The organism is Nocardia sp. CY15 (assembly GCF_009829295.1).
GTDB classification, from domain to species: domain Bacteria; phylum Actinomycetota; class Actinomycetes; order Mycobacteriales; family Mycobacteriaceae; genus Nocardia; species Nocardia sputi.
This window is the reverse complement of the sequence record NZ_VUOT01000031.1, coordinates 34,849-57,811: the sequence shown is the minus strand read 5'-3', so window position 1 is coordinate 57,811 and position 22,963 is coordinate 34,849. Positions and strand designations below refer to the sequence as shown.

General features: G+C 66.9%; 24 protein-coding genes. 16 read left to right on the top strand and 8 right to left on the bottom strand.

Annotated features, from left to right (window positions below; translation table 11 throughout):
- The first annotated feature begins 240 nt into the window (after positions 1-240).
- A complete protein-coding gene (locus tag GVY39_RS27175; protein ID WP_159930678.1) occupies positions 241-768 on the top strand; it encodes an HD domain-containing protein in 528 nt (175 codons plus the stop codon).
- Here the strand turns inward: GVY39_RS27175 and GVY39_RS27170 are convergent.
- Together GVY39_RS27170 and GVY39_RS27165 are read right to left on the bottom strand one after the other, a co-directional pair.
- Entirely contained in the window at positions 744-1,226 is a 483-nt protein-coding gene (locus tag GVY39_RS27170) for an NUDIX hydrolase (protein ID WP_159930679.1), read from the bottom strand. The two genes, GVY39_RS27175 and GVY39_RS27170, sit on opposite strands and share 25 nt — an antisense overlap.
- 4 nt (positions 1,227-1,230) lie before the next feature.
- Positions 1,231-1,968 (bottom strand): helix-turn-helix transcriptional regulator, encoded by a 738-nt coding sequence (locus GVY39_RS27165; protein WP_159930680.1) that lies wholly within the window; start codon positions 1,966-1,968, stop codon positions 1,231-1,233.
- A 141-nt stretch (positions 1,969-2,109) separates the two neighbouring features.
- Between GVY39_RS27165 and GVY39_RS27160 the strand changes: the two genes are divergently transcribed.
- The 12 genes from GVY39_RS27160 (at position 2,110) to GVY39_RS27105 (ending at position 10,730) form a co-directional block, all read left to right on the top strand.
- Positions 2,110-2,580 (top strand): hypothetical protein, encoded by a 471-nt coding sequence (locus GVY39_RS27160; RefSeq protein ID WP_159930681.1) that lies wholly within the window; start codon positions 2,110-2,112, stop codon positions 2,578-2,580.
- Positions 2,580-2,801, top strand: coding sequence for a hypothetical protein (locus GVY39_RS27155; protein ID WP_159930682.1), 222 nt, complete (start codon positions 2,580-2,582; stop codon positions 2,799-2,801). Before GVY39_RS27160 ends, GVY39_RS27155 begins: the two co-directional genes overlap by 1 nt.
- A gap of 26 nt (positions 2,802-2,827) precedes the next feature.
- Positions 2,828-3,469, top strand: a complete 642-nt coding sequence (locus GVY39_RS27150; RefSeq protein ID WP_159930695.1) for a DUF2637 domain-containing protein — start codon at positions 2,828-2,830, stop codon at positions 3,467-3,469.
- A gap of 309 nt (positions 3,470-3,778) precedes the next feature.
- Positions 3,779-5,083, top strand: coding sequence for an FtsK/SpoIIIE domain-containing protein (locus GVY39_RS27145; protein WP_159930683.1), 1,305 nt, complete (start codon positions 3,779-3,781; stop codon positions 5,081-5,083).
- Positions 5,080-5,292: a hypothetical protein gene (locus GVY39_RS27140; RefSeq protein ID WP_159930684.1), complete on the top strand. Its 213-nt coding sequence runs from the start codon at positions 5,080-5,082 to the stop codon at positions 5,290-5,292. The genes GVY39_RS27145 and GVY39_RS27140 overlap by 4 nt, the downstream gene beginning before the upstream one ends.
- Positions 5,289-5,618, top strand: coding sequence for a hypothetical protein (locus GVY39_RS27135; protein ID WP_159930685.1), 330 nt, complete (start codon positions 5,289-5,291; stop codon positions 5,616-5,618). The genes GVY39_RS27140 and GVY39_RS27135 overlap by 4 nt, the downstream gene beginning before the upstream one ends.
- On the top strand, positions 5,615-5,815 hold the full coding sequence (locus GVY39_RS27130; protein WP_159930686.1) for a hypothetical protein: 201 nt from the start codon (positions 5,615-5,617) through the stop codon (positions 5,813-5,815). The genes GVY39_RS27135 and GVY39_RS27130 overlap by 4 nt, the downstream gene beginning before the upstream one ends.
- Positions 5,812-6,516, top strand: coding sequence for a DNA methylase (locus GVY39_RS27125; RefSeq protein WP_159930687.1), 705 nt, complete (start codon positions 5,812-5,814; stop codon positions 6,514-6,516). The genes GVY39_RS27130 and GVY39_RS27125 overlap by 4 nt, the downstream gene beginning before the upstream one ends.
- Positions 6,513-6,893, top strand: coding sequence for a hypothetical protein (locus GVY39_RS27120; protein WP_159930688.1), 381 nt, complete (start codon positions 6,513-6,515; stop codon positions 6,891-6,893). Before GVY39_RS27125 ends, GVY39_RS27120 begins: the two co-directional genes overlap by 4 nt.
- A complete protein-coding gene (locus GVY39_RS27115; RefSeq protein ID WP_159930689.1) occupies positions 6,890-7,516 on the top strand; it encodes a hypothetical protein in 627 nt (208 codons plus the stop codon). The genes GVY39_RS27120 and GVY39_RS27115 overlap by 4 nt, the downstream gene beginning before the upstream one ends.
- The gene (locus GVY39_RS27110; RefSeq protein ID WP_201295423.1) at positions 7,517-9,214 is read left to right on the top strand and encodes a replication initiator; all 1,698 of its coding nucleotides are present in this window, start codon (positions 7,517-7,519) and stop codon (positions 9,212-9,214) included. It begins immediately after the preceding gene.
- 205 nt (positions 9,215-9,419) lie between these two features.
- Positions 9,420-10,730 (top strand): hypothetical protein, encoded by a 1,311-nt coding sequence (locus GVY39_RS27105; protein ID WP_159930690.1) that lies wholly within the window; start codon positions 9,420-9,422, stop codon positions 10,728-10,730.
- Here GVY39_RS27105 and mmsB read toward each other — a convergent pair.
- From mmsB to GVY39_RS27080, 5 genes are all read right to left on the bottom strand, one after another.
- The gene (gene mmsB / locus GVY39_RS27100; RefSeq protein WP_201295424.1) at positions 10,719-11,618 is read right to left on the bottom strand and encodes a 3-hydroxyisobutyrate dehydrogenase; all 900 of its coding nucleotides are present in this window, start codon (positions 11,616-11,618) and stop codon (positions 10,719-10,721) included. The two genes, GVY39_RS27105 and mmsB, sit on opposite strands and share 12 nt — an antisense overlap.
- Positions 11,618-12,682 carry an enoyl-CoA hydratase/isomerase family protein gene (locus GVY39_RS27095; protein ID WP_159930692.1) on the bottom strand — a complete coding sequence of 355 codons (1,065 nt, stop codon included), beginning with the start codon at positions 12,680-12,682 and terminating at the stop codon, positions 11,618-11,620. Before GVY39_RS27095 ends, mmsB begins: the two co-directional genes overlap by 1 nt.
- Before the next feature lie 220 nt (positions 12,683-12,902).
- A complete protein-coding gene (locus GVY39_RS27090) occupies positions 12,903-14,042 on the bottom strand; it encodes an isobutyryl-CoA dehydrogenase (protein WP_159930363.1) in 1,140 nt (379 codons plus the stop codon).
- Positions 14,043-14,045: 3 nt separating this feature from the next.
- Positions 14,046-15,545, bottom strand: coding sequence for a CoA-acylating methylmalonate-semialdehyde dehydrogenase (locus GVY39_RS27085; protein WP_159930398.1), 1,500 nt, complete (start codon positions 15,543-15,545; stop codon positions 14,046-14,048).
- A 199-nt stretch (positions 15,546-15,744) separates the two neighbouring features.
- Positions 15,745-16,728 (bottom strand): DUF2157 domain-containing protein, encoded by a 984-nt coding sequence (locus tag GVY39_RS27080; protein WP_159930364.1) that lies wholly within the window; start codon positions 16,726-16,728, stop codon positions 15,745-15,747.
- A gap of 244 nt (positions 16,729-16,972) precedes the next feature.
- Between GVY39_RS27080 and icmF the strand changes: the two genes are divergently transcribed.
- The 3 genes from icmF (at position 16,973) to GVY39_RS27065 (ending at position 21,922) form a co-directional block, all read left to right on the top strand.
- On the top strand, positions 16,973-20,191 hold the full coding sequence (gene icmF / locus GVY39_RS27075) for a fused isobutyryl-CoA mutase/GTPase IcmF (protein ID WP_159930365.1): 3,219 nt from the start codon (positions 16,973-16,975) through the stop codon (positions 20,189-20,191).
- Between the two features lie 194 nt (positions 20,192-20,385).
- A complete protein-coding gene (locus GVY39_RS27070; RefSeq protein ID WP_159930366.1) occupies positions 20,386-21,456 on the top strand; it encodes an amidohydrolase in 1,071 nt (356 codons plus the stop codon).
- Between the two features lie 58 nt (positions 21,457-21,514).
- Positions 21,515-21,922, top strand: a complete 408-nt coding sequence (locus GVY39_RS27065; RefSeq protein WP_159930367.1) for a DUF3224 domain-containing protein — start codon at positions 21,515-21,517, stop codon at positions 21,920-21,922.
- Here GVY39_RS27065 and GVY39_RS27060 read toward each other — a convergent pair.
- Positions 21,907-22,704: a helical backbone metal receptor gene (locus tag GVY39_RS27060; RefSeq protein ID WP_249644166.1), complete on the bottom strand. Its 798-nt coding sequence runs from the start codon at positions 22,702-22,704 to the stop codon at positions 21,907-21,909. The genes GVY39_RS27065 and GVY39_RS27060 overlap by 16 nt on opposite strands.
- Positions 22,705-22,963 lie beyond the last annotated feature (259 nt).

The window sequence follows — 22,963 nt, the reverse complement described above, 5'->3', positions numbered from 1 at the left end:
GTACGACTGCCGGCGTGCCCAGCACTGCTCGGTTATGCAGAAGTGGCCAGACAGGATCTTCGGCGCCCGCGGCGGACGAGTGCTGCCGACGCGCTCGACGCGCCCGCGGCGCAGCGAAGCAAGCCGCGGTTGCGTGTCGTAGCGCGGCGGCGGCGCGAAGCGCCGCCGCGGGCGCTCTTGAGTCTGTATGGCGAAATTCGGCAACAACTGCCAGGAGGTGCCGCGCGTAGCATGGCAGCCGTGAACGAGGCTATGGCCGAACTGCTGTCTTCGCTGACCGAATCGCGGCGTGCTCACTCGATCGCGGTGGGCCGGCGAATGGAGGGTGTCGCAGGACTGTTGCCCGCGGAACTACGTGCGGATGCGATCACGGCGGCGTATCTGCACGACGTCGGCTATGGGTATCCGGACGTCGGCTTTCACCCGATCGACGGTGCCCGGTTGTTGCGTTCGCTCGGGTATTCGCCGGTCGTGTGCCACTTGGTGGCGTTTCACACGGCGGCAGAGGTGGAGGCGGATGTACGGGGCCTTGGTGTGGGCCTGTTTGAAGAGTTCCGGCTGCTCGGCGTGGCAGGACTCGACGCAGCAGATGACTTCATGTGGTGGGCTGACCTCTCCACCGGGCCAAACGGCGAGGACTTCACGGTGGATGAGCGACTGGCCGAGATCTTGAAAAGGTACGAACCGGGAAGCGTGGTTCATACCGCCATCACACGGGCAGAGCCGCGGTTGCGGATGGCGGCTCAGCGGGCGTCTGGGTCAATGTAGGGTTCGCTCTCGTTCAGAGCCCAATCGATCCGCTTTCGCTGGCTGGGGTCCATAGTCAGAGATGGGATCTGATCGACCGGCACCCATTCGACGCGTGTGCTTTCGCTGCTGGTAGTCGGCTGTCCGCCGGTTGCCTCACCGCGATAGACCACAGTGAACTCCTGCCGGACCTCATCGTTGCTGGTGTAGTGGATGACATGGGTCGGGTCGGTGAAGATTCCGACGATTCCGGTTACATGGATTTCTACCCCGGTCTCTTCTTGAGTCTCTCGGACGGCGGTGTGGCTAAGGGACTCGCCCGGGTCGTGGGCACCTCCAGGCATTGACCAGTTGCCGTTATCTGACCTGCATATAAGTAAGACCGAGCCCTGTCGGTGGACGAACGCTGCTGCGCTAGGTCGGACGCTATTGGCTGCTGGAGCGTTGGGGTCCTGGTGGTAGTCGATTCGGCGTCCCATGAGGTCAGGATAATGCGGGGCGTCCTGTAACCCAGGCAGCTTCAAATGACTCCATGTAGTAGGAGAAGAGGCGGCCACCCGGGACGCGTTGCAAATGCTGAACTGGAGACTTCGCCGCGTAGGCACCGTAACTGTGGGTGTTGACAAGCATTGAATCACCAAAACGGTAGATGCTGTTGTACAGCGTCGTGCGGTGGGTGCGGATATCGACCATCGGCAAGTCCATTGTGTCCCGGAGATATTCCAGCGTTGACTGGCACCGCTGAGGTAGCGACGGCAAGCCCTCCTCGCGGGCTCGGGCGAGTACTTCTGGCGAGTCGCTCTCTCCAAGGAGGATTCGAACCTGCACGCCCGTAGCTGCTTTGGCGCGGACGACGTTCACGAAGTTGAGAGACTCCACAAGGAAGCCGCCTGCGTATACCAGGACATCAATGTGGCCAGCGGACTGCTGCATGAGCGAACGCCAAACCTCGTGGGGTACCTCGGGTCGAGTCGGCCAGATCTGCACAAGCTCTGATAACGAGGCGGTTGCAGATCGACTGCCCGCCAAAAGTTCGGGCCAGAGGTAGGTCTCGTCGCAGCCCAGTTCACGGGCGACCTTGAGTCGAAGGCCCGGATGCGGGCATCGGTCTTGAGTGATCCATCGCTCGACCGTCTTGGTGCTGATCTTAAGCCGTTCTGCCAGAGCGTGTTTCGTGAGATCTGCTGCTGCCATTGCGCCGCGAAGCCGTTCGTTGGGCATGCACTAATGCTACCGCAAAGTGTCCCAAAGTGTCCCAAATATTGGGTTATTCCGTCCCTATGTGTCGCGGGATTCTAGATGTGTCGGAGGTTACAGAACCTCATTTGGTGTCTAAATTACCGCTCACACAAGGGGATTCACATGGCAATCAGCAAGGGTCACAAGTTCTCGATCGAGTCGCGGGTGGCGTTCCCGAAGCGTCTGATTCTGATGGCTCCGATCGGGCCGGCGATCAAGTACAACCCGGACCGCAACGCGCTGCCGGAGCAGAAGTTCGACTTCGACCCGAAGACGGGGGAGGGCACGGGATTGCCGTTGTGGACGGCGACGGTGACCGACCCGCACGAGGCCAGCGAGGGTAAGGGCAAGCGCGCGTCGTTCGAGATCACCTTCATCTCCCAGCATCAGCCGGTGCCGGCGGGTGAGCAGATCGTGGACGACATGTGGTTCATCGAGTTGGAGGGCTTGACCGCGGAACCGAAGGTGATGGGTCAGGGCGAGTTCAAGTACCTGGGCTACGTCTATCGGGCGACGGGGATCAAGGGCGACAACAACACCCCAAAGCCCAACGCCGCGGCCGGCAACGGCACCACCGCGAAGGCCGGTGCGTGATGAGCACCAACGTGTGGATGCAGGTCAGCTCGTCGGCCCGCGGTGATGACGAGCGGGTGGAGGCGAAGTACTTCTTCGGCGTCGGCATGGTCGTTGTCTCGACCGGTTCCGGGGATCTGTACATGACGCCGGACATCGCGGCCGATCTGCACGACCGGTTGGCGAAGGCGCTGAACGACTACACCGCCACGTCGGGTACCGGCTCGAAGGCAGTGGCGTGATGTTCGGGGATGACCGCTCGATGCGGATGCGGTTGGCGCTGGTGGCGGCGGTGTTGATCATCGTCGGTGTCGGCGTCGCCGCGTTCGTCCTCAGCTACGAAACACTCCGCGACCTGGCGGAGTTGGCCGGCATCGACCGCGATGATTCGTGGCTGTTCCCGGTGATCGTGGACGGCACCATCATTCAGGCCACGGTGTCGGTGATGGTGCTGTCCAACCGCCCCGATGAGCGCCGCTGGTTCTCCTGGGTGCTCGGTGTTGGTGCGGTGGTGTCGGTGGCCGGCAACAGCCTGCATGCCTTCACCGATGGGCAACAGCTTCCGAACTGGGTGGCGGCGGTGATCGCGGCTATCGCCCCGATCGCCTTGTTGGTGGACACCCACGGCGGGGTGATGCTGTTCCGCGCTGCCCAACGCAAACGCGTCGAGAAGCCCGCGACCGAGACCGTCTCCGATGTCGAGCCCGATCCGGGGCCGGAAACCGACACGCCGGCTATTCCTGTGGTCGAACCCGTGCCCGATCTCGATCCCGAACCGGCTCAGCTTCCGCTGCCCGTCGTCCCGGCGGTGGTGCGTACGGCTCCGGTTCGGCCTATCCGTCCTGTTCCTGTTCGTCCGCGGCCGGTTCAGCAGCCGATGCTGCCGCTCGCTATCCCTGTGGGGGGTTGAAATGACTGCTTCTGTTCCTGCTGTAGCGATGGGCGTTTCCTCGCTGGTAACCCTCTTGGCTGGTGTCGGAGTGCTCGGGACCTCCTCGGTCGCATCGGCCCCGACTGTCCCGGCCGCTGCGTCTTCCTCGGCGGTAGCCACCACCACCGAGATTCCGGCTCCGACTACGCCCAAGTGCGTGATGTTCTGCGAGGACGCGGGTCTCGGTCGGCAGGAGGTCGAGAAGGCTCCGGCTTCCTCCGTGGCTCCGGATGGGTGCCGCCTGTTCTGCGAGTTGGAGCGAGGCTCGGAAGGTTGGGGGTTCTCCCGATGAGTATCGCGAGTTCGGTGATGCTCGCCGGCGGGATGTGCACGGGGGCGTCGGCAGTGTGGTGGCTGCGGTCACTCGCGGCGCGCGGTGCGGATATGCAACCGGCTGGTGATGTCCGTGAGGTCGTTGCGGCTGCTCCGGTCGAGCTGCGCACGGCGGTGCTGGTGGTGACCGACTCGGGGCAACGGTCGTTGATGTGGCCGGCTGTGGGGCTCGGCTCCGCGGAGACCGGGTTTCCGAACGTCCTGTCCACCACCTACACGCCGTTCGGGATGTCGGTGGACGTGCAGATGCTCGGCGGGCAGAAGCTCAAGGACTGGACCAACGAAGACACCCTTGACGCCCTCGCACAGTACTTCGGTGTTCCCGCGGTCACAGCGGCGAGTGCAGGTCCCGGGTTCGTCCGTCTGGATCTGCGCGTCTACGACACCTTGGCCGATGCCGTTGCCGCGCCGCTGGTGGCGTTCGGGGATGGGGTGGATCTGGAGGCGGTGCCGACTGGGGTGTTCGAGGACGGCGAGGTGTGGCCGGTGCCGGTGCAAGGCCGGCATGTGCTGATCGCCGGCGGCATGGGGTCGGGCAAGTCCACGGTGCTGCACGCACTGGTCAAGGGCATGGGTCCGGCGATCCGCTCCGGGCGGGTGGACCTGCGGCTGATCGACCCGAAGGGCCGGATGGAACTCGGGCATCTGGAGCCTTTGTGCACCCAGTTCGCGCACACCGAACCGGAGTTCATGATCGCCCAGTTGGAGGCGACGGTTGCGGACATGAAAGCCGCGGCTGACCGTTACGGCCAAGACGGGGTGCGCAAGCCGGTGCCGACACCGGAGAACCCGCTGGTGGTCACGATCATTGATGAGGCGGCGGTGTTGTCGGCGTTCACCACTTCGGAGTTGCGCAACCGGTTCGAACACGCCCACGGGCAGTTGCTTTCGCAGGGTCGGGCTCCGCTGTTCTCGGTGATCGAAACGGTGATCGATCCGTCGAAAGACACTGTGCCGCAACGGCAGTTGTTGCCGTATCGGATCGGGATGCGGATGGACGAACCCACTCAGGTCGCCATGATCCACGGCCAAGGTGCTCGTGAGCGGGGTTCGCGCTGTGATGAGATTCCGCATTCGACTCCGGGTGTGTGCTACGTGCAGGAGGACGGCAAACCCGGTTTCCGCCGCGCTCGGGCCTTCCACATCACCAACGCCGATATCGATTGGATCGTGAAGCAGTACACACCGCTGCCGCGGCCGGTCAGCCTGGCCGACTTCGACGGCTTCGGCGGGTTTGATGACGGGCCGGTGGCGGCATGAGAACCACCAACCCCAATGCCGCGGCCGGCTCGCCTCCGGTGGCGGTGCGTCTGATCGGTTCGCCTTCCGACATCGAGACAGTGGTGGAGTTCCTGGAACTCATCGACTACCACGTCGAGTGGGACGGCGAGTTCCATTTCAGCCGCCACCGTGGCCGTGCCCGCGCTTACGTCCGGATCTGGCGGTCTCGGGGCGGTGAGCGGGCATGAGGCGGGGGTTCGTGATCGAGGAACACGTGGTCGTCTACTGCGACGGCTGCGGCGACATCTACTCCGAAGGCGAGAACGAAGGAATCTGCTTCGACTCCGTACATCAGGCCGTGAACTACCTCAACGCGCGCAGCGGCGGCGGTATCGGCTGGCTGTATGACGGCGACCAAGTGCGCTGTGACGGCTGCCTCGCTACCGCCTGCTGCGTCGAGCACGGCCACTCCTTCCCCGAGTCCTGGCAAACCACGCTGCGGTCGCCGGGTACCTCCACTCGTTCCCGCACCTGCACCGTGTGCGGCATCCCGGAAATCGAGGCCCTGTCATGAGCAGCAACGTCCGGTCCCTCCATTCCCAAGACGAGATCGATGCGGTGATCGATACCCGCGCTCGCCGGCGCTGCCAACTCGACCGCCGCGGCGTCGACCCGGTGAGCATCGCGTTTCACCTGCTGGTGGAGACCGGGCACGCGCCCGGGTGGGATGCCGACCTGGACGACGGCTACGGATGGGATGAGGCGGCATGAACACCTCGATCGGGCGTCGTCCGCGGCTGTTGGACCTGTTCTGCTGCGCCGGCGGTGCCGGAATGGGTTACCACCGTGCCGGATTCGACGTAGTAGGCGTAGACATCGACTCGCAACCGGATTACCCGTTCGAGGGGTTCCAGGCGGATGCGTTGGAGTTCGCCCGCCGGCATGGCCACGAGTTCGACGCGATCCACGCTTCGCCTCCGTGTCAGTCCTCGACCGCGCTGACGAAGGGCACCAACGCCCGCCGGAATGCGGCTCTGGGTCGCCGGCATCCGCAGTTGATCCCGGAAACCCGTGCGGTGCTGGAGCAGATCGGTCGACCGTTCGTGATCGAGAACGTCCAAGGTGCACCGATCCGGCGGGACCTGCGGCTGTGCGGGGAGATGTTCGGGCTTCGTGTGCTGCGCCATCGCTACTTCGAACTCGGTGGGTGGAGCACTCCGCAGCCGGTTCATCCGAAGCATCGCGGGCGGGTGTCGGGCTGCCGTCACGGTGAATGGTTCACCGGTCCGTATGTCGCGGTGTACGGCGAGGGTGGCGGTAAGGGCAGCGTTCCGGAGTGGCAGGAGGCCATGGGTATCGACTGGACGACCAACCGGCGCAGGCTCGCCGAAGCCATTCCACCCGCCTACACCCATTGGATCGGTACCGCGCTGCTCGCTCACTTGGCCGGCGGACAAGAGGTGGCGGCATGAGCGCCTCCGAGCCTGCGGTGTTCTTCTACCTGCTCCACCCCGCACAGGTGAAACCCGGTGATGTCGTCTACGAGATCAACGACCGACCGCTGTCCGGCGGTGCGCTGATCATCCACGAAACACGTCCGTTGCCAACGGATTCCACCTCTGCCGGTCGCGGCGGGTGGGAACTGATGCCCGAACACGGTGGTCCGCGGCGGGTGGATGCCGATGCCCGGCTGAAAGTCGGACGCGACAACACCGTCAAACGCGTCAATCCGGTCGTGGCTGCCGCGGCGAGTCAAGTCCGCAAGCGGCGGCGCTCCACCGACCTGCACGCCCCCTGCCGGGGGCAGATGACCTTGTTCGATCCCTCGACCTTGGAGGCGAACCGATGACCACCAAAACCGTTCACATCCGCAAAGACACCCACCTGGACGCGTCCGACCGATTCGCGCTGGCCCTGCTCAACCTGCTGTGGGCCGCAGTGATCGGCGTGTGGTGGCTGATCCTTTTCCCGATGATCTCCATCCCCCTCGCCCTCGTCGTCACCGCGTGGGTTGTCCTGGGGTGGCCGGTGGGTCTCGCGGCCGGCGGGGTGTCCGTCGCGGGACTCCTGGCGTGGCAGCGTGCTCGCCCTGCGATGTTCGAGCGTTGGGTTACCGCGCGGGCTCGTACCCGGTTCCTGACCTGGCACCGCTACCGCCGGCGGTGGGCCAAGCTCATGAGCGCCTGCCACCTGAGTATCGACCGTGGCGACCGCACGTTCATCCCGCGGCTGTTGAGTGTGGAGATCGGTCCGGCCACCGATCGGGTTCGGGTGCGGATGCTGGAAGGCCACTGCCCGGCCGACTTCGAAAACCGCGTCACGCATCTGGCGCACGCGTTCGGCGCCCTGGACTGCCGCGCCACCATCACCGGTCCCGGCACGGTCGAACTGGCCTTCCGCCACTCCGATGCATTGGCTCAAACGATCGCCCTGCCGCGGGTGGATCACTGGACCCGACCGAAGGCGGCATAGATGGAATCCACCGCAGAGAATGTGGTCCCGATCCGGCAGACCGCGGCCCAGCGTCGTGCGATGCCGGATTTCCGGGACATCGCCGAAGCTCTCGCCGACAAGGAAAAGGTGTGCCGTCGGCCGGTGCCGATGCGGGTGTATGACCCGAAGACCCTCACCGAGTACTACGTGGGCGCACCGTGCAAGTCCACCATCGCCTCGGTCTGCCCGGCCTGCGCCGAACAGAACCGGTATCTACGCATCACCCAATGTCGTGAGGGCTGGCACCTGGACGAAGAACCCGTGAACGAGGTGAACGAACCCACCCAGCAGCAGCAAGACCTGTTGGCGTGCCGGTCGGACCTGTTCAACGTCTACCAGGCTGCGAAGCAGGACGGCGACCAACAGCGGATGGACGACGCCGCCGAAGACGTGGCCGGCATCGACAAGCAACTCCGCGCGACCGGGCTGCGTAAGCCGCTGCCGCCGTTGGAAGTCTCGGGCAAGAAGCGGCGGGTGCGGTCGACTCGACGCCGGCAGGATGCGCCGAACCTGCCGCGTAAGAGGGTCGCCAAGACCACGATCGGGCGGGAGTTCGCCGGCAAGTTCCGGCCCTCGATGATGCTGACGCTCACCATGCCCTCCTACGGGCACGTCCACCGCGACGGGGCGGTCAACAGCAAGGGCGAACCCTGCGGCGACGGCTCCCCGATCGACCCGGAAACCTACGACTACGCTCGCGCGGCGCGTGACATCGTGCACTTCGCCGGCCTGCTGGATCGGCTGATGCAGAACCTTCGCCGCGCGGTCGGCTGGAACGTCCAGTACTACGGCGTCGTGGAACCCCAGCGCCGCGGCGCACCGCATATCCACATGCTCATCCGCGGCACCGTCCCGCGTGAGCTGGTCAAGCAGGTCATCGACGCGACCTACCTGCAAGTGTGGTGGCCTCACTTCGACCCGGAGGAGGAAATCTACCCTGGTGACAAGGTCCCGGTGTGGGATGACCACAAGCTCACGTTCGTGGACCCGGACACCGGAGAGGTCCTGCCTACCTTCGATGAGAGGCAAGAATGCCTCGCGACGGTGAAAAACCCGCAACCAGCGCATGTGGTGCGGTTCGGCACCCAGATCGACCGCAAAACCCTGCGCGGTGTGCTCGGCAATTCAGAGGAAGCCGGCCGGCACATCGGCTACATCACCAAGTACCTGACCAAGTCCATCGGGGAAATCCTCGAACCACCCAACACCCGGACCGCGGTGCACTACGACCGGTTGCACGCAGAGCTTCAGCATGTGCCGTGCTCCAAGACCTGCCCGGTGTGGCTGCGCTTCGGCATCGTCCCCGCCGGCGTCAACGAAAAGACCGTGCCCGGTCGCTGCCGCGGCAAAGTGCACCGCCGTGACCTGCTCGGGCTGCCGGGCAAGCGGGTGAAGAACTCCCGGCAGTGGTCGGGCAAAACCCTCCCCGACCACAAGGCCGAACGCGCGGAGTTCGTTCGGCAACTGTTGGCTCTGGTCGGCATCGTCAAACCCGATACCTCACACCTCCAGGTCACCCCGGTCGAGCCCGGCGACCAGGCGGTGCCACCGCGGGATCACCTGATCATGTCCGCGATCTCTCAACGTCTCGCGTGGAGAGTCGAGTACAACAGAGCGCTCCTGGACGCGGGACCTGCGGCGCTACAACAACTTTCGGCAATGCGGCAAGCAGCGTAGAGGGAGGAATGATGAACAACGGTCCGACGTGGTTGACCCGTGATGAGGTGAGTCAGAGAACGCGTTTTTCGGTGAAGACGTTGGCGAACTGGGCTGCTCAGACGCCCCCGAAGGGGCCACGCTTCATCAAGGTTGGCCGGCAGTGCCGTTACGATCTGGCTGACGTGGTGGCTTGGCAAGAGGCGCAGGCGGCGAAGGCAGCGTAATGCCTCAAGTCGCTTTGGAACCGGGCGCGTATCCGCCGAAGCACAAACTCCAGCCGGTCAAAGGTGCGGATGGGCTTTGGCGGCTCCCGGAGGTTCGCCACCGATCGTTCAGTGGCGTCTACGTGCGTACCAGCGGCATCGGGACCACCAAGAAAGACTGCTTGGCCGATTGGGAACGAAAGTTCCAGAAGAATCGGTGTAAGGGCAGTGTGGTTGCCTACGCGCTGGATGATGAACGTGAATTGACGCTCACGGACAAGATGACCGACGTTTTCGTGCGGTACGTGGACGAACAGCAGCAGCGGGTCAAAGAGGGCAAGCTCAAGGCTCAATCGTTGCGCGACTACAAGAACGCGATCTATTCGACCGACAGTGCTCGTGCCAGTGACAAGGCGATCAAGCTGGATCAGGAACTCGGCAATCTGGCGATCGGTGAAGTCGGGAAGCCGCAGTTCCTGAACAGGTATCTGCGAGCAGTGGCCAAGCATTCCCCGAGCATGGCGGCACGGCATCACCTGATCCTGACAGCGGTTTTCGCGTCGTTGACGCTGGAGGGCCTGTTCGATGATTCACCGATGCGGTTGGTTCCCAATCCGTACACGGGTGGGGGCCAACAGCGCGCGTTGAGGCCGAATGAGCGCGTGATGCTTCTCGATCTGGTGTTGTCGAGTCCTCGCCGGCCGAAGAACTCCGGCTACCTGCTGCCGTTCACGTTGGCGCTGCTGGGCACCGGTGTTCGGCCGAGTGAGGGTCTGGCGTTCCGCTGGATGGACTGCCTCGACCTGGATGACGAAACAGTCGACCGTGCGGTGCTGCACGTGTGTGGCACCGTCGTTCGGCTCGACGGTCAGAAGCCGTTCAGGCAGGATCACCGCAAGAAGGGTGATTCGTACTTCGTGACCTTGCCTACGTGGCTCACGCGTGAGTTGAGGGTGTGGAAACGGTTCTGTGCGCCGCGGGATGAGGCTGAGTTGATGTTCACGCACAAGGGCGGGGTGGTCGACCCGGACAACCCCGGGTACTGCCTCGATCGCATCCGCAAGAACACGGCTCTAAAGTGGCTCAGTTGGGGCAATCTGCGCGACACAGTGGCGACGGAGGTGACCGGAAAGACCGGCAACTCCAAGCGTGCCAGTGCGCAACTGGGGCACTCGGAGGGGTCGAGCATGGCGACTCGGCACTACATCGACCGGAGTGGGTACGTCCGCAAAGCTGTGGACAATGCGGACGCCCTCGAAGGTCTCTACCCGGCTGAAAGTGACGGCAAAGTGACGATTCTCGGCCTTGTGCTCAGCTCATCAGCCGTCTGAGCTGGGGTTATCGCTTCGTTCCCGGATATCGGTGACGATAGCCGAGAAGTCCCGTCCGGCATCCGTCTGGTTGAAGCGGTCGTAGATCGCGGCGGCGAGCAGACCGAGCTGCCCGTCGACGTTGTTCTCGCGCAGTGCGTTCGCGGCCAGACCCAGGTCTTTCGACATCAGCGCCGTTGCGAAACCGGGCTGGTAGTCGTTGTTGGCGGGACTGGCCGGTACCGGGCCGGGCACCGGGCAATAGCTGGTCAGCGCCCAGCTCTGGCCGGAGGCGGTGGAGACCACGTCGAAGAACGACTGATGACTCAGCCCCAGCTTCTCACCCAGCACCAGCGACTCCGACAGCGCGATCATCGAGATGCCGAGCAGCATGTTGTTGCAGATCTTCGCCGCCTGCCCGACACCGGAGCCGCCGCAGTGCACGACCTTGCCGCCCATCACCTCGAGCACTCCGAGCGCGTCGGCGAAGTCCTCGGCGGCGCCGCCGACCATGAAGGTCAGCGTGCCCGCCGCCGCGCCCGCCACGCCGCCGGAAACCGGGGCGTCCAGCGCACGGTGGCCCGCGGCGGTGGCGCGTTCGGCCGCGGCCTTGGCATCGGCCACGTCGATGGTGGAGCAGTCGACGAACAGCGTGCCCGGCGCGGCGACCGGGAGCAGCTCGGCGTACACGTCGAGGACGAGTTTGCCGTTGGGCAGCATGGTGATCACGGTGTCGGCGGCGGCGGCCTCGGTGGCCGAGCCGACCACGATCGCGCCGTCCCGCTCGGCCTGCTCCCGCGCCGCGGGCACCGGGTCGAAGGCGAGCACCTCGTAGCCCGCCCGCACCAGGTTGGCCGCCATCGGCCCGCCCATGTGGCCGAGGCCGAGGAAACCGATTCGCTTGCTCATCACGACACCTCCGGGGTCACCAGACCCAGCTCTCGATCGCCCAACTCGGCGAAGTATGCGTCCACCTGCGCGTCCGTGACCGCCTCCAGGGTCGCGGGCGACCACCGCGGGTCGCGGTCCTTGTCGATGACCTGGGCGCGGATGCCCTCGACCAGATCGTGCGAGGCCAGCGCCGCGATGGACACCCGGTACTCCTCGTTCAGCACCGCCTCCAGGCTCGGCGCGGTGCGCGCCGATCGCAGCGAGCGCAACGTGACCTTCAACGCGACCGGCGATTTCGCCAGGATCTCGGCGGCCGCCGCCTGTGCCCGCGCGGCTTCGTGCGCCTGGAGCCGAGCCACGATCTCCTCGACGGAGTCGGCGCGATAGCAGGCGTCGATCCAGCCCTGCCCGGCCACCAACTCCGATTCCGGTGCGTCCGTGGCGAACTTGGCGATCGCGATGTCGGCGCTCTCCGAGCGCAGCGTCTCCAGCAGCGCGGGCAGATCATCGGAGGCGACGAAGTAGTCCGCGAAGCCCGCCGCGATGGCGTCCCCCGCGTTCATGCGCGCGGTGGTCAGCGCCACGTGCGTGCCGATCTCACCCGGGGTGCGGGCGAGCAGGTAGGTGCCGCCGACGTCCGGGACGAAGCCGATGCCGACCTCGGGCATGCCGATCTTCGACCGCTCGGTGACGATGCGGTGGCTGCCGTGCCCGGAAAGCCCGACGCCGCCGCCCATCACGATGCCGTCCATGATCACCACGTAGGGCTTCGGGTAGCGGCCGATCAGGGCGTTGAGGACGTACTCGTCGCGCCAGAACCGTCCGGTCGCCGAATCCGCGGTGGTGGCACCGCTTTTCGCGTCGGCGTGAATGGCGACGATGTCGCCGCCCGCGCACAGGCCGCGCTCACCCGCGCCGGTGACGACCACGGTGCGCACCGCGTCGTCGTCGGCCCACGTGCGCAGCGCGTCGGTGATGGCAAGGGCCATCGAGTGATTCAGCGCGTTGATGGCCTTGGGCCGGTTCAGCGTGATCAGGCCGAGCCCGTCGCGCTGTTCGAGCAAAATCTCTGGTTCGCTCATGCTGTGTCCTTTCTCGCACGAGCGGGGCCCTGCGTGGTCACGCTGCGCTGCCGCCTCCGGGCCTGACCGCTCATGCCGTAACTTCCGGCGGCACGAGCGGGGCCCTGCGTGGTCACGCTGCGCTGCCGCCTCCGGGCCTGACCGCTCATGCCGTAACTTCCGGCGGCACGAGCGGGGCCCTGCGTGGTCACGCTGCGCTGCCGCCTCCAGGCCTGACCGCTCATGCCGCTCCTACCAGTGCGCGGGCGACGACTACCCGCATGATTTCGTTGGTGCCCTCGAGGATCTGGTGCACGCGCAGATCCCGGACGATCTTCTCCAAGCCGTACTCCGACAGGTAGCCGTAGCCGCCGTGCAGTTGCAGGGCCTTGTTGGCCACCTCGAAGCCCGCGTCGGTGGCGAAGCGCTTCGCCATCGCGCACAGCTCCACCTTGTCCGGCGCGTCGGCGTCCAGCGCCGACGCGGCGCGCCACAGCAGCGTGCGGGCGGCCTCCAATTCCGTTCGCATATCGGCGAGTTCGAATTGCAGCGCCTGATTGCGCAGCAGCGGTTTGCCGAACGCGTTGCGCTCGGCGAGGTAGGGCACCGTCTTGTCCAGCGCCGCCTGCGCGCCGCCGACCGAGCACGCGGCGATGTTGAGCCTGCCGCCGTTGAGGCCGTTCATCGCGATGCGGAAACCGTCGCCCTCCGCGCCGAGCCGGTTGGCCGCCGGGATGCGCGCGTCGGAGAAGATCACCTGACGGGTCGGTTGCGCGTTCCAGCCCATCTTCTTCTCGTTGGCCCCCACGGAGACGCCGGGCGTGTCGGCGGGCACGATGAACGCCGAGATCCCGCGCGCCCCCGCGTCACCGGTCCGCGCCATGACGACGTAGACATCGGTGGCGCCGGCTCCGGAGATGAACTGCTTGACGCCGTTGAAGACGTAGTCGTCGCCGTCGCGAACGGCCCTGGTGCTCAATGCCGCCGCGTCGGAGCCGACACCCGGCTCGGTCAGCGCGTAGCTGGACAGCAGTTCCATCGCGGTCAGCCGCGGCAGCCAGCGGTTGCGCTGGTCGTCGTCGCCGTAGCGGTCGATCATCCACGTCGCCATGTTGTGGATGGAGATGTAGGCGGCGATGGCCGGGCAGCCGGTGGCCAGTTGCTCGAAGATGCGCACGGCGTCGAGCCTGCGCAGCCCCGAACCGCCCACGTCCTCGCGCACGTAGATGCCGCCGAGGCCGAGCGGGCCCGCCTTGCGCAGCACGTCCACGGGGAAATGCTTCTGCTCGTCCCATTCCAGCGCGTTCGGGGCGAGGAATTCGTCGGCGAAGCCGCGCGCGGTGTCGCGGATCGCCTTCTCGTCATCGTCGAGTGTGAACATCGCTCAGTCCATCGTCGGGATGACGAAGGCGTTGCTCTCCTTCAGGCCGGAAGGCCAGCGCTGCGTCACCGTCTTGGTCTTGGTGTAGAAGCGGATGGAATCCGGGCCGTGCTGGTTCAGGTCGCCGAAGCCGGAACGCTTCCAGCCGCCGAAGGTGTAGTAGGCGATCGGCACCGGGATCGGCACGTTGATGCCGACCATGCCGACCTGCACGCGCGCGGCGAAGTCGCGGGCGGTGTCGCCGTCGCGGGTGAAGATCGCGACGCCGTTGCCGTACTCGTGCTCGTTGGCCAGCCGCAAACCCTCTTCGTAGTCCTTGGCGCGCACCACGCTGAGCACCGGGCCGAAGATCTCCTCGCGATAGATCCGCATCTGCGGCGTCACCTTGTCGAACAGCGTCGCGCCGACGAAGTAGCCGTCCTCTGCGCCTTCCACGACCAGGCCGCGGCCGTCCACCACCAGCTCGGCCCCCTCATCGATGCCGATCTGGACGTAGTTGTTCACCCGGTTCACGCCGTCCTGGCCGACCAGCGGCCCGTAGTCGGCGCCGGGGTCGTCGGAACGGCCGACGTTGAGCTTGTGCACCCGCTCGGTCAGCTTCGCCACCAGGCGGTCGGCGGTCTCCTCGCCGACCGGGACGGCCACCGAGATCGCCATGCAGCGCTCGCCGGCCGAACCGTAGCCCGCGCCGATCAGCTGGTCGGCGACGTCGTCGAGGTCGGCGTCCGGCATGACGATCGCGTGGTTCTTCGCGCCGCCGAAGCACTGGGCGCGCTTGCCGTTGGCGGTCGCGGTCTCGTAGATGTACTGCGCGATGGGCGTCGAGCCGACGAAGCCGACGGCCTTGACGCGCGGATCGTGCAGCAGTGTGTCGACGGCTTCTTTGTCGCCGTTGACCACGTTGAACACACCGGCGGGCAGACCCGCCTCGAGGAACAGCTCGGCCAGCCGCAGCGGCACCGAGGGGTCGCGCTCGGAGGGCTTGAGCACGAACGCGTTGCCGGTGGCCAGCGCGGGACCGGCCTTCCACAGCGGGATCATGGCCGGAAAGTTGAACGGGGTGATGCCCGCGACCACGCCGAGCGGCTGGCGCATCGAGTACACGTCGATGCCGGTGCCCGCGCCCTCGGTGTACTCGCCCTTGAGCAGGTGCGGGATGCCGGTGGCGAATTCGATGACCTCCAGGCCGCGCTGGATGTCACCCTTCGCGTCGGGGATGGTCTTGCCGTGCTCGGAGGACAGCAGGGCGGCCAGCGAATCCATCTCGTCCTGCACCAGGGTCAGGAACTTCATCAGTACGCGCGCCCGCTTCTGCGGGTTGAACGCGGCCCACACCGGCTGCGCCGCCTCGGCGTTCGCGATCACCGCCTCGACCTCGGATTTGCTCGCCAGCGGCACCCGCGCCTGCACCTGACCGAGGTTGGGATCGAAGACGTCGCCGAAGTTGCCGGACTTGCCCGGCACATGCTGTCCGCCGATGAAATGGGTGAGTTCGCGAACCATGCCAGTCCTGTTCTCGTAGCCGATCGGGACACCGCTGAAGCGGTATGCGGTCATCCTATAGTTGGATGTCCAAGTATTCGTACAGCCGCGAGCGTGATGTGATTCATCCCACGCCTCCACGGCCCGCCTGGTCCGACACGCCGAGCCGTTCCCCCGCCCATTCCGGCGGACGCGCGCGGCAATCCACGTCGCTCGCGGGCTATGCCTTCGATAGCGGAACAGCCGGATCGTCGCCCTTTGCCCGCCGCGGTCGTGCGAGGCGGAACGCGCCCGAAGCGAGCGTGATCGCGCCGATCGCGACGACCACCGCCGCCGCGCCGAGCGAGTCGTCGGTCCAATCCGAGACCGCCTGACCTGCCGCCAGCGCGATGGCCGCACCGCCCCCGAGAACCAGCACCGCCGTCCGCTGGGTCGCGTACAGCGCGAAGCAGACCAGCGCCACCAGCGCTGTGGTCGAGTAGGCCGAGGTCCGGCCATCGATCTCGAGACTCTGCGCGGCGGCGACCGAAGTGACGATCGCGACCAGGTATCCGACCCGGATGTCGACCACGGCGCCCATCCGCGTCAACGCGAACCACGCGGCACCGAGCAACAACACCGCCGCGCTGCCCCAGATGTCATCGAGACCGATCAGCTCGGTCAGGACCCCCGCGACGGCCGCGGGCACGAAGCAGGCACAAACGAGCAGTCCCACGACCGAGGGCAGCGCGAGGTAACCGAGTACCGCGATCACCGCTCCCGCCGCGCACGCGAAAACCCAGGCGGCGTCGGATTGTCCACCCTCGAGCGCCGTGCCGACAGACCCGGCGAGCGCGACGGCGCCCAGCGCGAAGAGCACGGCCGCCAGCCTGGCGCGCGCACTGTTCGCGCTCGCGCGGCTGGACGACAACCCCGTGAGCAGAACGCCTCCCAGGAGCAGGCCCGCCGCCACGACGGCGAGCACGCCCACCCGGACCGGCCGCCCGAGATCATCCCAGGACGAGGCCGCCACCAGGAAGATCCCTCCGAACAACAGGCCGGCGCCGACGTAGGCCGCGATCTCGGCGAGCACCTTTCCGCGCGCGGCCGCCGCCGCCTGCTCGGCGGCGAGCGCCGCGACCACGGCATCGGCCTGGTCCCGGGTCAGCACGCCCTCGGCGACCAGCCGCCCTACCGCGGTCCTCGTCCTGTCGTCGCTCGCCATGCGCCCAGTATGTCCGAGTCGGCCGCCCGGACAACACAATCGCCCTCGGCGCGAATGGGCGAACCCGCACGCCGGTCGGATGTTCGAGCTACCGCCGGGCGATACGACGCAGGCGCGCGCACGTCGCACGACCGGCAGCCGAAGCGCCTCGGCCGTCCGCGCTGCTGGCGATGTGATCACAGTCACCGTACGATTAGTTTGACGTCCTAGTATCGGGCGACAATGGAATCCCCGGAGGAATCCCGTGGCCGACAGCAGCGCGCTCTACGCACCCACTCATCCCGTTCGCTTCGTCACCTCGGCGGCCCTGTTCGACGGGCACGACGCGGCGATCAACATCATGCGCCGCATCCTGCAGAGCCAGGGCGCCGAAGTGATCCACCTAGGCCACAACCGCTCGGTCACCGAGGTCGTCGACGCCGTGCTCACCGAGGACGTCCAGGGTGTCGCGGTCAGCTCCTATCAGGGCGGCCACGTCGAGTACTTCGAATACCTGGCGGACGCCTTACGGAAGGCCGGAGCCGGGCACGTGCGGATCTTCGGCGGCGGCGGTGGCGTGATCGTCGCGGAGGAGATCGCGCGACTGGCCGGATCCGGCGTGACCATCTTCTCCCCCGAGGACGGACAGCGACTCGGCCTGCCGGGCATGATCAACCAACTGATCCGCGCCTGCGATATCGACCTCGCGGCCGAGCCGCCGGTGGCGGACGCGGTGCTCGCCGGCGAGCGCGCCGCCTTGGCTCGCGCCATCACCTGCCTGCAAGCGAACACCCTGCCGGAGACCGACCGGCAGAAGCTGGCCGACGCCGCGGCGGCGCGGACCGTGCCGGTGCTCGGCATCACCGGTACGGGCGGGTCCGGAAAGTCGTCGCTCACCGACGAATTGGTCCGCAGGCTGCGTTCCGACCAGCAGGACAAGCCGCGGGTCGCGATCCTCGCGGTGGACCCGACCCGCCGCCGCGGGGGCGGCGCGCTGCTCGGTGACCGCATCCGGATGAACGTCCTCGACGGCGACCACGTCTTCTTCCGCTCGCTGGCCACCCGCGGTGGACGGGAGCTGCCCGACAACATCGACCTCATCCTGACCGCCTGCAAGGCCGCCGGATACGACCTGGTGATCCTGGAGACACCCGGCATCGGCCAGGGCGACGCCGCGGTGACCGACCACGTCGACGTGTCGATGTACGTGATGACGCCCGAGTTCGGCGCCGCCTCCCAGCTGGAGAAGATCGACATGCTGGACTACGCGGACGTCGTGGCGATCAACAAGTTCGAGCGCCGCGGCGCCGCGGACGCGCTGCGCGACGTGGCCCGGCAGCTGATCCGCAACCGGGAGGAGTTCCACGCCGCCCCGGAGGACATGCCGGTCTTCGGCACCAGCGCGGCGACGTTCAACGACGACGGGGTGACGGCGCTCTACCAGCACCTGACCGGGTTGCTCGCCGACCACGGCCTGCGACTGGAGCCCGGCGCGCTGCCCCGTGTGGATACCCGCACGTCCACGCGCTTCGCCCAGCTCATCCCGCCCGCGCGGGTGCGCTACCTGGCCGAGATCGCCGAGACGGTGCGCGGCTACCACGCCGAGACCGCCGCCCAAGTCGTCGCCGGGGGGCGGCTGCAACGCCTGGAGCAAGTGGCAGCCGAGCTACCCGGCGACACCGCCGTCGCCGAACTGGCCGAACGCGCCCGCGCCGACCTGACCCCCGCGAACGCCGCGCTGCTGGCCGAGTGGCCCGCGCTCGCCGAGTCCTATCGCGGCGACGAGCAGGTAGTACGGGTGCGCGATCGGGAGATCCACACTCCGCTGCGCCGGGAGACGCTGTCCGGCAACTCGATTCCGCGCGTCGCCCTGCCCCGTTACACCGATCACGGTGAACTGCTTCGCTTCCTGCGCGCCGAGAACCTACCCGGCCGATTCCCGTTCACGGCGGGCGTGTTCGCGTTCAAACGCGACAACGAGGACCCGGCGCGGATGTTCGCTGGCGAAGGCGATCCGTTCCGCACCAACCGCCGGTTCAAGGTGCTCAGCGAGCATTCCGACGCGAAAAGGCTGTCCACCGCGTTCGATTCGGTGACGCTCTACGGGCACGATCCGGCCGAGCGTCCCGACATCTACGGAAAGGTCGGCACGTCCGGGGTGTCGATCGCCTCGCTCGACGACATGAAGGTGCTCTACGACGGTTTCGATCTCGCCGCGCCCACCACGTCGGTGTCGATGACCATCAACGGCCCCGCGCCGACCATCCTGGCCTACTTCCTCAACACCGCCATCGATCAGGCGCTGGACCGCTTCACGGCGGAGCAGGGGCGGCCGCCCACCGACGCCGAGGCATCCGAGTTGCGCGCCCGGACGCTGGCCACGGTGCGCGGCACGGTGCAGGCCGACATCCTCAAGGAGGATCAGGGCCAGAACACCTGCATCTTCTCCACCGAATTCAGTCTGCGCATGATGGCCGACATCCAGGAATGGTTCGTGCGCAACGGCGTCCGCAATTTCTACTCGGTGTCGATCTCCGGCTACCACATCGCCGAGGCGGGCGCGAACCCGATCAGCCAGCTGGCCTTCACCCTGGCCAATGGATTCACCTACGTGGAGGCGTATCTCGCGCGCGGCATGCACATCGATGACTTCGCGCCGAACCTGTCGTTCTTCTTCTCCAACGGAATGGACCCGGAGTACTCGGTGATCGGCCGGGTGGCCCGCCGTATCTGGGCGGTCGCCATGCGCGACCGCTACGGCGCCAACGAACGGTCGCAGAAGCTGAAGTACCACATCCAGACCTCCGGCCGGTCGCTGCACGCCCAAGAGATGAACTTCAACGACATCCGCACCACGCTGCAAGCTCTGATCGCGATCTACGACAACTGCAACAGCCTGCACACCAACGCCTACGACGAAGCGGTCACCACCCCGACCGAGGATTCGGTGCGCCGCGCGCTGGCCATCCAGCTCATCATCAACCGGGAGTGGGGGGTGGCGATGAACGAGAATCCGCTCCAGGGCAGCTTCCTGGTCGACGAGCTCACCGATCTGGTCGAAGAGGCCGTGCTGGCCGAGTTCGACCGGATCAGCGAACGCGGCGGCGTGCTCGGCGCGATGGAGACCGGCTACCAGCGCGGCAAGATCCAGGACGAATCGATGCGCTACGAGCAGCGCAAACACGACGGTTCGCTGCCGATCATCGGGGTGAACACCTTCCGCAACTCCCACGACGAACTCCAGCGGGTGCTGGAGCTGGCGCGTGGCACCGAAGCGGAGAAACAGTCCCAATTGCGGCGGGTCCGCGAGTTCCAGCAGCGCAACCGCGATGCCGCCCATGCCGCCCTGGCCCGGCTCGAAGCGGTCGCCCGCACCGACGACAACATCTTCGAGGTCCTGATGGACGCCGCCCGCGTGTGCACGCTGCAGCAGATCACCGACACGTTCTTCACCGTCGGCGGTCAGTACCGCCGCAATGTGTGAGCGGTCGCTCGCGCATCTTCGAGCACCCGATACGGCGTCGCCCGGTGGCCCGGCTCGCGCTCGCGGGCAGGGGCCCGCGACCGAGGATTGGGCCGAACTCGCCGAGCGATCCCGCTCCGGGTGTTTTCGAGCCCACCGCGCGCGGGCATGTGACAATCGCCGAGCAAACCTTCGGCGCGGTTGGGACGGCAGACATGGATCTCTCGGGCATTCGGATCATCGACGCACACATCCACCAGTGGGATCCGTTCACCACACCGCGAGATTTCAGCGTCCTGGCGAAGATGTTCCGCCTGCTGCCGGTGCCGGTGGACGCGGCGAAGCGCCTCGCACCGCGGCGGGACCGGCAGTTCGTCGGTGATCCGGCCGCCTACCTGCGGCCCTACTTGCCGTTCGACTACCGCGCCGACGCGGGGAACGCACCGGTCGAGGTGGTCGCGCACATCGAGGTCGAATGGTCACAGCCGGGCCCGCTCGGGAAGGCCGGGGAGACCGCGTGGGTGGCAGGCCTGCCGCTGGAGACGGCGCCACGACTCGGGGCGATCCTCGCAGGCGGCGACCCGGCCGACCCGGGGTTCGCCGAGTTGCTCGACGCGCACGCGGCCGCGTCGCCGCTGCTGCGCGGCATCCGCACCATGGTCGCCCACCATCCCGATCCCGGCGTGCGGTCGTTCACCGACGCGCCCGGCAAACTGACCACCAAGGAGTTCCTCGACGGATTCGCGCGCCTGGCCGAGCGCGGCCTGTCCTTCGAAGCGTGGGTGTACTCGCACGCCATTCCCGACGTCACCGCGCTGGCCGAACGCTATCCCGAGGTGCCGATAGTGCTGGACCACCTGGGCACGCCCGCGGGGATCTTCGGCGGCGTCGGCAAACACACCGGCACCAATCCCGGACTGCGCAGGCAGCTGTTGGTGCGGTGGCGCGACGATCTCGCCGCACTCGCCGCGCGCCCGAACGTGGTCGCGAAGGTGAGCGGGCTGATGATGCCGATCCTCGGCCACCCGATTCCACCGCGGGGCACCTCGACGCCCGTGCCGCAGCTGCTCGACCGGATCGGCCCACTGGTCGAGCACGCCTTGGAAGTCTTCGGCGCGGACCGACTCATCTGGGGTTCGAATTTCCCCGTGGACAAGCCGGTCACCAGCATCGCGAACAGTATCGAGGCGATCGCGACGGCTGTCACCGGCCACGGCGGCGGGCGCGCGGAACTCGAGCGGGTCTTCCGCACCACCGCGCAGCGGGTGTACCGGATCGCGGACTGAGACGGTCCCACTTCGGGGCCGGGCGATCATGTCGGTGCCCGTGGCTAGGATCTGCCGCGTGAAAGCGACCGGCACCTTCTCCGTGAGTTCCTTCGTCGCGGCCGAAGTGGCCCCCGATTCGACGATCACCACCGCGCTACCGGTGGGCGTCGCCATCATCGCCAAGCAGTTCCACGGCGGGATCGAGGGCCGCTCGTCGACGGTCTTCACCTCCGCGTTCGACCAGGCCACCGGCGTGGGCAGCTACGTGGCCATGGAGTCGTTCGATGGCGCCCTCGGCGGCGTCTCGGGCGCCTTCAACTTCCTGCATGTCGCGAGCACCACCGGCTCCGACCGGACCAACGAGTTCTGCGCAATCGTCCCCAGCAGCGGCACCGGCGGCCTCGCGGGGATCACGGGCACCGGCGGGCTCAGCGTGGACGCCGACGGCACCCACCGCATCTGGTTCGACTACGAACTCGGCTGAGCCGCGCGAGCCAGTCGCGCGGTGAGCGTGCCGCGAGCGGTCGCCAGTGACGGCCCGTACCAGGTGAGAGCGCGACCCTCCACCAACGCGACCGGAATCCCCGCGAACGCGTCCGGCCCGTCGGATTCGGTGAAGACGTACGGCTCGTCGGGAAGCACTGCCAACTCGACACCCGCGGTCAACTCTTCCTCGCTGACGCGCGGATAGCGATCGGGGCGATCGGCGTGCACCAGCCGCAGGCCCAGGCGATGGGCGATGTCGCCGGTGAACGTGTCCCGCCCGACGACCATCCACGGGTTGCGCCAGATCGGGATCACGGCGGCACGAGGCGGTGCCGGTGGCGGTGGCTTCCAGGCGGTTTCGGCCTCGGCCAGCCACGCCGGGACCTCGACACCCAGCGCTTCCACGCAGAGCCGGGCGAGCGAGGCGATGGCGTCGTCGACCGTCTCTATTTCGGTGACCCACACCGGGATCCCCGCCGCGCGCAGGCGTTCGACATCGATGCGGCGGTTCTCCTCTTTGTTGCACAGCACCAAGTCGGGAGCGAGTTCGACGATGCGCCGCACGTCAGGGTTCTTCGTGCCGCGAACCCGCTCGACCGCCAAATCGGCCGGGTGCGTGCACCATCGCGTGGCGGCAACCAGGACCTCGGGACAGGTGAGTGCCACCGCCTCGGTCAGTGACGGAACGAGCGACACCACCCGGCGCGGCGGTGTGCGCACGTCCACGGGAGTTGCGAGGTCGTCGCGAGGCAATCCGGCCCACGGACTATTCCCTGCCACGCTGTCAGCCTATAACAGAACATCCGCGCTGCTCGGTGCCCTTTTCGAGCACGAAGAGGGGCTGTGTGGCAGTCGGCGGTTCACCGCCAAGTTCGGCGCAAGGGCAGTGCCAAGGCGCTCCTGGGGCAGTTCCGTGCCGGGTTGCGCGGCAGGAGAATTGATATCGGCACCCGGCGTCGGGAAGTCTCCGGTCCCTTCGCTCCGCCGGAATCGATCCCGCCCCGACAGACCGGCGGTAACCGACAGCCTCGATGCTGGG

Coding starts and splice junctions, on each gene's coding strand:
- GVY39_RS27090 (WP_159930363.1), bottom strand. CDS start 14,042: ATGTTCACACTCGACGATGACGAGAAGGCGATCCGCGACACCGCGCGC.
- GVY39_RS27165 (WP_159930680.1), bottom strand. CDS start 1,968: ATGCCCAACGAACGGCTTCGCGGCGCAATGGCAGCAGCAGATCTCACG.
- GVY39_RS27120 (WP_159930688.1), top strand. CDS start 6,513: ATGAGCGCCTCCGAGCCTGCGGTGTTCTTCTACCTGCTCCACCCCGCA.
- GVY39_RS27130 (WP_159930686.1), top strand. CDS start 5,615: ATGAGCAGCAACGTCCGGTCCCTCCATTCCCAAGACGAGATCGATGCG.
- GVY39_RS27155 (WP_159930682.1), top strand. CDS start 2,580: ATGAGCACCAACGTGTGGATGCAGGTCAGCTCGTCGGCCCGCGGTGAT.
- GVY39_RS27085 (WP_159930398.1), bottom strand. CDS start 15,545: ATGGTTCGCGAACTCACCCATTTCATCGGCGGACAGCATGTGCCGGGC.
- GVY39_RS27140 (WP_159930684.1), top strand. CDS start 5,080: ATGAGAACCACCAACCCCAATGCCGCGGCCGGCTCGCCTCCGGTGGCG.
- GVY39_RS27070 (WP_159930366.1), top strand. CDS start 20,386: ATGGATCTCTCGGGCATTCGGATCATCGACGCACACATCCACCAGTGG.
- GVY39_RS27160 (WP_159930681.1), top strand. CDS start 2,110: ATGGCAATCAGCAAGGGTCACAAGTTCTCGATCGAGTCGCGGGTGGCG.
- GVY39_RS27110 (WP_201295423.1), top strand. CDS start 7,517: ATGGAATCCACCGCAGAGAATGTGGTCCCGATCCGGCAGACCGCGGCC.
- GVY39_RS27115 (WP_159930689.1), top strand. CDS start 6,890: ATGACCACCAAAACCGTTCACATCCGCAAAGACACCCACCTGGACGCG.
- GVY39_RS27080 (WP_159930364.1), bottom strand. CDS start 16,728: ATGGCGAGCGACGACAGGACGAGGACCGCGGTAGGGCGGCTGGTCGCC.
- GVY39_RS27135 (WP_159930685.1), top strand. CDS start 5,289: ATGAGGCGGGGGTTCGTGATCGAGGAACACGTGGTCGTCTACTGCGAC.
- GVY39_RS27125 (WP_159930687.1), top strand. CDS start 5,812: ATGAACACCTCGATCGGGCGTCGTCCGCGGCTGTTGGACCTGTTCTGC.
- GVY39_RS27150 (WP_159930695.1), top strand. CDS start 2,828: ATGCGGTTGGCGCTGGTGGCGGCGGTGTTGATCATCGTCGGTGTCGGC.
- GVY39_RS27170 (WP_159930679.1), bottom strand. CDS start 1,226: ATGGGACGCCGAATCGACTACCACCAGGACCCCAACGCTCCAGCAGCC.
- GVY39_RS27095 (WP_159930692.1), bottom strand. CDS start 12,682: ATGAGCGAACCAGAGATTTTGCTCGAACAGCGCGACGGGCTCGGCCTG.
- mmsB (WP_201295424.1), bottom strand. CDS start 11,618: ATGAGCAAGCGAATCGGTTTCCTCGGCCTCGGCCACATGGGCGGGCCG.
- GVY39_RS27145 (WP_159930683.1), top strand. CDS start 3,779: ATGAGTATCGCGAGTTCGGTGATGCTCGCCGGCGGGATGTGCACGGGG.
- GVY39_RS27105 (WP_159930690.1), top strand. CDS start 9,420: ATGCCTCAAGTCGCTTTGGAACCGGGCGCGTATCCGCCGAAGCACAAA.